Here is a 9458-nt window from a genome sequence, read left to right on the forward strand (position 1 = left end):
TCAAACGAGCGAACAGAAGCAACCAACACATTCGTGGCGCTTGATGCATGTTAAAATGATTCTGTCAATGACTCAAACTTCGTCTTTTAATCGAATCTCTGACTCAGGTAGACCTTGTTTTTCTGTCCATGGAATTAGCGACGCAACTTTCACATCTGAACCAATGGGTGCTCAATCATCGCGGACAACCACTCACCCCGATCGAGTTCGCGGTGATTCAAGCAACCTGCCTGAACCAAACCTATGAAGAGATTGCTATCGCCACCCATTATTCGACCAGCTATCTGAGCCGCAAATTTTGCCCAGAATTGTGGGCATTTCTGTCAGAAGTATTGGGCACAAAAGTCAATAAGAAAAATCTGTCTTTGATTCTGGAGCAGATTGCGGCACCGATCGCCCCTGTAGCGTTAGCAGTTGCCCCTACTGCCACACAATCCCGCCAAATCGATTGGGGCGAAGCGATTGATGTCTCCACCTTCTATGGTCGAACGGTCGAACTGAATCAATTAACGCAACTGCTGACCACTGATCGCTGTCGATTAATCGCGATCCTGGGTTTAGGCGGAATTGGTAAAACAGCGCTGTCAGTTAAACTCGCACAGCAACTTCAGGGACAATTTGAATGGATTATTTGGCGATCGCTGCGGAATGCTCCATCCCTAGAAACCTTGCTGGCTGAACTCGTCCCCTTTCTTTCCAATCAACAAGAAACAAAGCCTGAATCCAGCAAATTACTCAATTTGCTGCGCCAATCGCGGTGTTTAGTCATTCTCGACAACCTGGAAACACTACTCGATGTTGACTGTGCTGGTCAATTTCGGGCTGGATTTGCAGCCTATGAGGAACTATTGCGCTTGCTGGGTGAAGTCAGCCATCAGAGTAGCATTGTGCTAACCAGTCGAGAAAAACCAGCGATCGTGTCCGCCCTAGAAGGCATTGACTTGGCCGTGCGAACGTTGCGTCTGGATGGCTCTCCTGAAGCAGCACAGGCAATTTTGCAAACGAAGGGATTGGCGGGCACAGCGGAACAGCAGAAAATCGTCTGCGATCGTTATAGCAATAGTCCTTTAGCACTCAAAATTGTTGCCACCTCGATCCAAGACTTATTTGAGGGCGATATCACAACTTTTTTGCAAGAAGACACCTTTATCTTCAACGGGATTCGGCGGCTGTTAGATAACCAGTTCGCGCGATTGTCGTCCCTTGAACAAACCATCATGTACTGGCTGGCAATCAATCGGGAGTGGACAACAATCAATGAATTGCGCGAAGACATTGTGCCTGCTACCTCTAAAGCCAACCTGCTGGAAGCATTGGAGAGTTTGACCTGGCGCTCACTCATTGAGAAGCAATCAGGCACCTACACTCAGCAACCTGTGGTGATGGAGTATGTCAGCGATCGATTAATTGAACAGATGATCACCGAATTGAGTACTACTGAGCTATCGCTATTCCTCAGGTGTGCCCTAATCAAAACAACGGTGAAAGACTATGTCCGCGAAAGTCAAGTACGGCTGATTTTGCAACCCGTTGCGGACAATTTTTGCCAACAATTTAGCTCACTTACTGCTCAGGAGCAGCAGATTCTACGAATACTAACCCAATTAAGGCAATCTGAAACTCAGCAATCCGGCTATGGTACAGGCAATCTGATCAACCTCTGCACTCATCTGCAACTGGATTTAACCAGCTATAGCTTTTCTGGCTTGACTATTCGACATGCCTACCTACAACAGGTGAATTTGCATCGAGTCAACTTTGCCTGGGCTGATTTTGTCAAGTCTACTTTCACTCAAACCTTTGGGTGTGTTTTGTCAGTGGCATTCAGCCCTGACGGCAAGCTTTTGGCGACAGGAGATGTAGGGAACAATGTTAGCTTCTGGCAAGTTGACAATGGTCAACCCCTTCTAACCTGCAAAGGACATGGAGATTGGGTGCGGTCTGTTGTATTCAGTCACAATGGTTACATGCTTGCCAGTGGCAGTGATGATCAGACCATTCGGCTGTGGAATGTCAACCAAATCCGTTCTGAATCAAAGCGACTTGAGTCAACAGAATCACCAGTCAGACCGGGTTTAGAAGATGTTGCAGGACAATGCCTTAGAATTTTGACAGAAAATCCTGGTCGAGCTGAGTCAGTCGCGTTTAGTCCAGATGACCGCATCCTGGCTAGCAGCAGTGAAGATCAAACAGTGTGGTTATGGGACATCAGCACAGGGCAATGTATCAAGGTGTTGCAGGGACACACCAAGCAAGTCTGCTCGGTCGCCTTCAGTCCAGATGGTTGCATCCTGGCCAGCAGTGGGGAAGATAATGTTGTCAAACTCTGGGAAATTAGTACCGGGCAGTGCCTTAAGACTTTGAAGGGACATACGAATTGGGTCTGGTCGGTTGCATTTAGTCCTCAAGGTGACATGCTTGCCAGTGGGAGTCATGACAACACTGTAAGGCTCTGGGAAATCAGCACAGGGCAGTGCCTTAAGACTTTGGAGGGACATACGAATTGGGTCTGGTCGGTTGCATTTAGTCCTCAAGGCGACATGCTTGCCAGTGGGAGTGAAGATCAAACAGTACGGTTATGGGATGTCACCCCCAAAACCCTCCAAATGACAAGCTCGTCTATGAGTCCGCAATTTGCAGGACAATGTCTCAAAACGTTAACAGGACATAGTAACCGGATCTGGTCTGTTGCCTTTAGTCCCGTTGGCAATCGCCTATCACAGGGTACCAGTGATACCCTTGCCAGTGGTAGCGATGATCAAACAATTAAATTTTGGGATGTTAGCACCGGACAATGCCTCAAAACCTTGCAAGGGTGTACAAAAAAAGACTGGTCGATTGCCATTAGTCCGGATGGACAGACCCTGGCTAGCAGTGGTGACGAGCTAATCGTCAAGATATGGGACGTCAGTACTAGGAGATGCTACCAAACACTGGTAGGGCATAGTAGTCGGATTGGATCGCTTGCCTTTAGTCCAGATGGTCGCACTCTCGTGAGTAGTAGTGAAGACACAACTATTAGATTTTGGGATATCCAGGCTGGACAATGCCTCAAAATCCTCAGAGGGCATACTAAGAAGGTTTTGTCAGTTGCATTTAGCCCTCAAGGCAATCTGATTGCCAGTGCGAGTGAAGATTATACGGCACGGTTATGGAATGTTAGTACGGGGCAGTGCATCAAGGTATTGCAGGGACACACCAATTGGGTCTGGAAAGTTGCCTTCAGTCCTGACGGTCGTTTTCTGGTGACTGCTAGTTATGATCAATCGTTGAAGCTGTGGAATGTGAGTCGAGGTAAACTCTTAAGAACCTTGCAAGGACATGAAAATTCTATCCTAGCGGTCGACTTCAGTCCTGACGGTTGCCTGCTAGCCAGTGGCAGCTATGACGGCAGCATAAAAATATGGAATGTCAGCACAGGTGAATGTCTGCAAACTTGGCAAGGGCATACCGGCGCAATCTATTCTGTAAGCTTCAGTCCGAATGGACAGATGCTTGCCAGTGGCAGTAGCGAAATAGTAAAACTCTGGAATGTCAGCACGGTGCAATGTCTCCAAACCTTAGAGGGACATACCGATTATGTATTTACCCTTAAATTCAGTCCTGATGGTAGTACTGTTATCAGTAGCAGTTGGGATGAAACAATTAAATTTTGGGATGTTGAGACGAGTGAGTGTCTGAAGACCCTGAAAGCTGATCGGCCCTATGAAGGCATGAACATCACTGGCGTGACGGGCATTACTTCAGCTCAACAGCAGTCCTTAATTAGTTTGGGTGCAATTTCTGACGATCGAGTTTAAACTAGCCCCATCTAGGAAACACCGATTTCCCTGCTGGTCTGTATTAACCACTGCTTGAAATTTGCTAGAGCGTCATCTCTACCAGTAGGGGCGGTTCACGAACTGCCCCTATCCTGTTGCAGAAGTGGGAAAAAGCTTTTCCATGGCATAGTTGATGAATGTCTCGCCCCGACGAGTCACCTCTTGCTCTCTAACAATTGAAAACCCCATGCGCTGGAAAAACGGCTTGGCGGTAATGCTGGCTTCAGTAAACAAGCGATGCAGCGACAACTCAATGGCTTTTACCTCAATCGCCTGATAGAGTTGTCTACCAACACCGCAGCCTTGATAGTTTTTGTGACAGTAAAAGCAGTCAATATGACCATTTGGTTCTAGCTCTCCAAACCCAGCGATCGCACCCTCATCGTCAGCAACATAGGTGAATCGGCTCGAACATACCTCTACCCAGTTTCTAAAGTAGATATCATCAGGTGCCCACGCCCTAACCTGTTTGCTTGAGTAATCGTGAACATTAATTTCACGAACTGTTTCATGAAACAGTTGCGCTATTTGTTCGGCATCCTGTGCTTCAAACAACCGAATCTCAATCATCATCGTACTCCTTTTCTAGACCGCAATTCACATCGCATCACAAGTTCGCCGTCCTCTTCTTGTCCGAGATAAACAAAACCGTTAGCCTTGGAGTTGACTCCAAGGTGGGTGGCAGGCGTAGTCCTTGAATTTGGAATTGCTGCCTGCTCAATCCCCTAGCCGCATCCGGCGTAACACCGATCGCCCGATCGACTCCTCTTGTAACACAATATCCATCTTTCCCTGCATCCCCACTCGCACAGGACAGGATTTTGTCGCTTGCTTTAAGACTAACGCCTGGGGCTGAATTGTCACTGCATACAATGTCGGTTGACTGAATTGTTCGACGATCTCATCAGTCATCATCACAGGCTGGGTCGCGATCGTTTTCACCTTGCCCTTTAATGTGCCAAACTCACTATAGGGACAGGCCGCAACTCGCATTTGCGCAGTTTGATGAGGCGCGATTTGGTTAATCGACTCGGCGGGGACGAGGGCTTGAATGCTGCGATTGGGCATGACGATCGCGATGACCTGTGTGGTGCTGCGATGGGGGATTTGGGCTGTGAGTCCGATCGTGGTTCCGATCAAGGCTGCGATTCCTAGGCTACCATACCGAACCCAGGGGCTGAGGGGTGGCAGAACGTCGTTTAATTGGAAATCTGATGATGTATTGTGTGTCATGGAATGAACTTCTGATTTGATGAATTTTCCCTACAGTGCCAATGCCGATTCTGGAGCCAAAAACGATCGATGTAATCCCTCCCGCCGCCGTAATTCGTCGGGCGAACCTTGACTCAGCACCCGCCCCTGCTCCAACATCACCACCCAATCACAAGCTCCAATCACCTGGGGCCGATGACTAATCAAGATCGTCGTCTGCCCCCGCCGATGCTGCTGCAACCGCTCTAGTAACGTCGCCTCACTCAATGGATCAAGCGCCGACGTGGATTCATCCAAAATCAAAATCGCTGGATTGGCTAACAAAGCGCGTGCGATCGCTAACCGTTGTCGCTGCCCCCCGGAAAGATTGGCCCCAAACTCACCCAACACTGTCTGATATTGATCGGGTAATTGGGCAATAAATTCATCGGCTCCGACAATTTCACAAGCCTGTACGATTTGTTCAAAACTTGCCTGAGGATAGCTAAAGCGGAAATTATCGATAATCGATCGGCTCCAAAAATGTGCATCCTGTGGTACTAACACCACCTGCTGCCGCAAACAATCCAACGCCAAATCCTCTTGATCGTAAATACCATAGCGAATATTGCCGGATTGCGCTTTGTACAAGCCTGACAGCAATTTGACTAACGTACTTTTGCCACAGCCCGATCGACCAATCAATGCTGTCATACACCCCCCCGGAATCACCAAATCCAAATCCTCTAACAAATCCACTCGGCCTGCGTGATGAAACCGCAATTTCTCACAGTAAATATCGGCTGCTGCTGGCAGCTCCACCCAAGGCTTTTGGCGATCTTGTGCGTCTTCCGGAGTGGCATCCATCACCTCACCCAAGCGTTGCAAAATCACCTGAGCGCGAATGAACTCATCAACAATCCCGATCGCGGCCAACAGGAACCCAAAGAAATTCCCACTCATACCGCTGTAAGCCAATAACTGCCCCACACTCAACCGCTGACTAATCACCAAATAACTGCCTAGCCACAACAGCCCCACACTCACCAAACTCGATAAAATGCCCGTGAATGTGCCGCTATACAGTTCCAACTTCATCGTCCCCCAGCCTAAATGGGCTAACCGACTGAAATTCGCTTGATATTCCTGCCAAGCCTGTTGCGTCGCCTGAGTAGTTTTCAACACCTGTACGCCTTGCACCGTTTCGACGAGAAAGCCCTGATTTTCAGTACTTTGAATAATTAAGTTGCGAGTCTTTTGTCGAATCGCTGGTAAGAATAGAAAATTTACGCCAACCAGTATCGCAAACATTGCTGTCGATGCGATTGTTAATTCCCAACTGTAAAACAGCATCAACATCAGCGAAACAACTGCAATAAAAAACTGGCTCGGTAAACCCAATACTAATTGCGCCACCAATGAATGCACCGTTGACACATCAGCAATCCGGCTGACCACCTCACCACTGCGTCGCCCTTCAAAATAGGACAGTGGTAAATGCAAGAGCTTCTGCCCATATTCCAGCAGCAATCCCATCTGCAACCGTTGGCCAAAATACCCAATCAACTGCGCCTGAATCAGATCCACCACGCTGCGCACCAGCGTCATCCCCACCACACCCAAAGCAACCATCAGCAACAATTGCGTATCGCCTCGCACCAATACATCATCCGTCAACAATTGCATCATCAACGGCGAAGCCAAGGCTAATAGGCCAATCACGACATTTAAACCGATCGCTTGCACCAACAAACCCCGATCGGGCCACGCCCGCTTGACAAACTTACCAAACCCCGTCAGCTTGTCCTCAGGCAGTTGGTAAAATGCTGCGGTTGGAGAGAGTAGCAGCATTACCCCGTTCGTCCAGCCTGACACCAATTCGATTTCACTGAGATAGCGCAAACCAATGCTTGGATCACCCACAACAAACTGATTGCGGCGATTTTTGCCATAGAGAACGACCCAGTGGTAGCCTTTCCAATGCACGATCGCGGGTAATGGGGCTTGCGATAGATTATCTAAAAGTTGAGGCGAAGCTTTAACTTGGCGAACTTGAAAACCCAAGACTTCAGCACCTCGGCTGAGTCCGAGGAGGGTAGTGCCGCGCGATCGGGTGCCTGCTTGTTCACGAATTCGGCCAATGCTGAAGGTGCGACCGTGAAATTTGGCGACAGTTGCGAGGCAGGCGGCTCCGCAGTCTTCTTCGGATTGTTGGAGAATGAGTGGATAGCGCATGGGAATGGGAGGAGAAATAAGGGGTTTAGGGGGCGATAGTTTGTCGCGATTTCAAGTTGATTTGGTTAAGGATTGCCGTAGGGGACAGAGTGTTCTTGAGTTGCAGGATCATTCCGGGCAGCAAGAACGTAAACAGGTTCTGTCAAACTCAAATTACGGGGCTGATGCGATACACCAGCAGGCGTGAAAATAAAATCTCCCGCTTCACAAATTTGACATTGCTGAAGCCCTTCGCCATAACGTATTTCCACACGTCCTCGAAGTAGATAAATTGCCGTTTCATGATTGGGATGCACATGGGGCGGTGCAATTGCTCCCGGTGGAATAATTGCCAGACACATCAATATCACGGTCAAATTTTGCCTTCTTTTGAATGAAAGAGAAAATGAGCGAGACATCATTAAGCGTAGCGGATCTAATGTTCATTGCTTAAAGTGCTTGCGCTGTTGCAAGTAACGCTTGGGGGTCCATAAATGCTAGGTATCGATCGACTAATTCTGGTGGTAAGAGTTCGATCAACAGTTGGTTTTCTAGCCAGAGTTGAATGATGTCGAAGTAATTATTGCCCCGACGACAAAGCACCATGCGCCACTGTTCTCGATCGGCGATCGCGCGAATCTGAGCCATGTTGATGGGAACAGAAATTGCTGTATGATTTGCGCTGTAAGGAGTCGCTCCTGGATGCAGCTGAAGATGTGCCGCTTCATGCATTACTTCACCTGGAAATAAAGCCGTGCCGTAGGGATGAAGCTCAACCATTGTGCCTTGAGGATCAAGCGCCAATGCTACATAACTACCCGGTAACCTGGAAAGGGAAGCGATTGCCCTTGCAGGATTTCTGCTAGCACTTGGCTAACATGTAAGGGGTTGTGAACTGCGATCGAAATGTGATGAATCATGATTAGTTGACCTCTGATGTTGGATATGATCTCCCCAAATCCCTGAAAACAGGAATTTAGGGAGAATGCAAGCGTTACGATCGCACGTTAATTACCAACTCGGTAGGTCACATCGTAGATAGAGCCACCACCACTAACACGCCGAGTTTGCTGACCAATGCTATTGGTACGAAAAACGCCCAGAGAGCTGCCCCGATCGAACAATCGAACGCTTGCTGTAGTATTGAAATTTGCACTCGCACCAACATTGGCAACACCGCCAGTCTGAATGCCGATCGTACTACCAACATTGTTATTATTAACGGCGAAAGACAGTTGGTCAGAACCATTACTAGCCTGAATACAGCGAACTAGCAAAATATCGATTCGCTTGCCACCTTCGAGCATTTCTGCCTGGTCTGCTGTCAATTCTGTGAACAGCGATTCATCGATTCCTTGATTCAGTAACATTTTAGATCTCCTTGAGAGTCAATGAGTTGGAATTAGCAGTTGAGCCACAATTTGTTTAGACTCAAGCTGTATTGATCGTTCACGTAGCGTTCTCTAGCATTATGCAAAGATCTACGGATGAAAGATGTAGAAGATTGCTACCTCTGTCCGCTCTAATGCAGGGTTTAGCCTGCCTTTGGTGGCAACAAAGTGGAGGAAGCGATAGAAACTCCACATCTTGTCGTAATCCGAAATGATCGACATTGATACTGTCTGCATCTGTGACATTACTCTCCTTCGAGATGCAGCAAGGGGACATAACGGTAAAACTCCCCGCCAGTTTTGATCTCCTTAAATCCCTGAAAATAGATATTTAGGGAGGATTACAAGCGTTACGATCGGACGTTAATTAGCGATCCGATAGGTCACATCGTAGGTTGAGCTACCACTGTTAACCCGAACCGTTTTACTACCACTGCTGACAGTAGAGTCACTAAAACCGCCAAGAGGGATGCGAACACGACTACGATTGTCGTTCAAGCGAACGTTCGCTGTCCCGTTGAAGTTTGCGCCGATACCAACATTAGCGACACTGTTAGCCTGCATAAAGATCGGGCTACCCAGACGCTCAAAATTAATGTCGAAGGACAGGTTGTCAGATCCCTGGTGAGCCTGAATACAGCGAACACTCAAAATCGTAATCCGCTTGCCGCCTTCGAGCATTTCTGCCTGGTCTGCTGTCAATTCTGTAAACAGCGATTCATCGATTCCTTGATTCAGTAACATTTTAGATCTCCTTGAGAGTCAATGAGTTGGAATTAGCAGTTGAGCCACAATTTGTTTAGACTCAAGCTGTATTGATCGTTCACGTAGCGTTCTCTAG

9 protein-coding genes are annotated in these 9458 nt (G+C 48.0%); 1 reads left to right on the forward strand and 8 read right to left on the reverse strand.

The features are described from left to right. Nucleotides 1-128 precede the first annotated feature (128 nt). Nucleotides 129-3800, forward strand: a complete 3672-nt coding sequence (locus AC5JLB_RS08750; RefSeq protein WP_495873443.1) for a WD40 repeat domain-containing protein — start codon at nucleotides 129-131, stop codon at nucleotides 3798-3800. Between the two features lie 108 nt (nucleotides 3801-3908). Here AC5JLB_RS08750 and AC5JLB_RS08755 read toward each other — a convergent pair whose 3' ends face one another. The 8 genes from AC5JLB_RS08755 to AC5JLB_RS08790 all read right to left on the reverse strand — a co-directional run bounded on the left by AC5JLB_RS08755 (nucleotide 3909) and on the right by AC5JLB_RS08790 (nucleotide 9361). Beyond that, nucleotides 3909-4394, reverse strand: coding sequence for a GNAT family N-acetyltransferase (locus AC5JLB_RS08755; RefSeq protein WP_495873444.1), 486 nt, complete (start codon nucleotides 4392-4394; stop codon nucleotides 3909-3911). Nucleotides 4395-4538: 144 nt separating this feature from the next. Then, nucleotides 4539-5054, reverse strand: a complete 516-nt coding sequence (locus tag AC5JLB_RS08760; protein WP_495873445.1) for a beta-barrel domain-containing protein — start codon at nucleotides 5052-5054, stop codon at nucleotides 4539-4541. A 30-nt stretch (nucleotides 5055-5084) separates the two neighbouring features. Continuing rightward, a complete protein-coding gene (locus AC5JLB_RS08765) occupies nucleotides 5085-7247 on the reverse strand; it encodes a peptidase domain-containing ABC transporter (protein WP_495873446.1) in 2163 nt (720 codons plus the stop codon). A 65-nt stretch (nucleotides 7248-7312) separates the two neighbouring features. Further along, on the reverse strand, nucleotides 7313-7648 hold the full coding sequence (locus tag AC5JLB_RS08770; protein WP_495873447.1) for a cupin domain-containing protein: 336 nt from the start codon (nucleotides 7646-7648) through the stop codon (nucleotides 7313-7315). A gap of 28 nt (nucleotides 7649-7676) precedes the next feature. Next, nucleotides 7677-8030, reverse strand: a complete 354-nt coding sequence (locus AC5JLB_RS08775; RefSeq protein ID WP_495873448.1) for a hypothetical protein — start codon at nucleotides 8028-8030, stop codon at nucleotides 7677-7679. A gap of 203 nt (nucleotides 8031-8233) precedes the next feature. Continuing rightward, a complete protein-coding gene (locus tag AC5JLB_RS08780) occupies nucleotides 8234-8596 on the reverse strand; it encodes a hypothetical protein (protein WP_495873449.1) in 363 nt (120 codons plus the stop codon). Nucleotides 8597-8707: 111 nt separating this feature from the next. Then, complete coding sequence (locus tag AC5JLB_RS08785) at nucleotides 8708-8839, reverse strand: hypothetical protein (protein WP_495873450.1); 132 nt, start codon at nucleotides 8837-8839, stop codon at nucleotides 8708-8710. A 141-nt stretch (nucleotides 8840-8980) separates the two neighbouring features. Then, nucleotides 8981-9361, reverse strand: a complete 381-nt coding sequence (locus AC5JLB_RS08790) for a hypothetical protein (protein WP_495873451.1) — start codon at nucleotides 9359-9361, stop codon at nucleotides 8981-8983. Nucleotides 9362-9458: the final 97 nt, after the last annotated feature.

The organism is Myxacorys chilensis (assembly GCF_059505265.1).

Coding starts and splice junctions, on each gene's coding strand:
- AC5JLB_RS08750 (WP_495873443.1), top strand. CDS start 129: ATGGAATTAGCGACGCAACTTTCACATCTGAACCAATGGGTGCTCAAT.
- AC5JLB_RS08755 (WP_495873444.1), bottom strand. CDS start 4,394: ATGATGATTGAGATTCGGTTGTTTGAAGCACAGGATGCCGAACAAATA.
- AC5JLB_RS08760 (WP_495873445.1), bottom strand. CDS start 5,054: ATGACACACAATACATCATCAGATTTCCAATTAAACGACGTTCTGCCA.
- AC5JLB_RS08765 (WP_495873446.1), bottom strand. CDS start 7,247: ATGCGCTATCCACTCATTCTCCAACAATCCGAAGAAGACTGCGGAGCC.
- AC5JLB_RS08770 (WP_495873447.1), bottom strand. CDS start 7,648: ATGATGTCTCGCTCATTTTCTCTTTCATTCAAAAGAAGGCAAAATTTG.
- AC5JLB_RS08780 (WP_495873449.1), bottom strand. CDS start 8,596: ATGTTACTGAATCAAGGAATCGATGAATCGCTGTTCACAGAATTGACA.
- AC5JLB_RS08785 (WP_495873450.1), bottom strand. CDS start 8,839: ATGTCGATCATTTCGGATTACGACAAGATGTGGAGTTTCTATCGCTTC.
- AC5JLB_RS08790 (WP_495873451.1), bottom strand. CDS start 9,361: ATGTTACTGAATCAAGGAATCGATGAATCGCTGTTTACAGAATTGACA.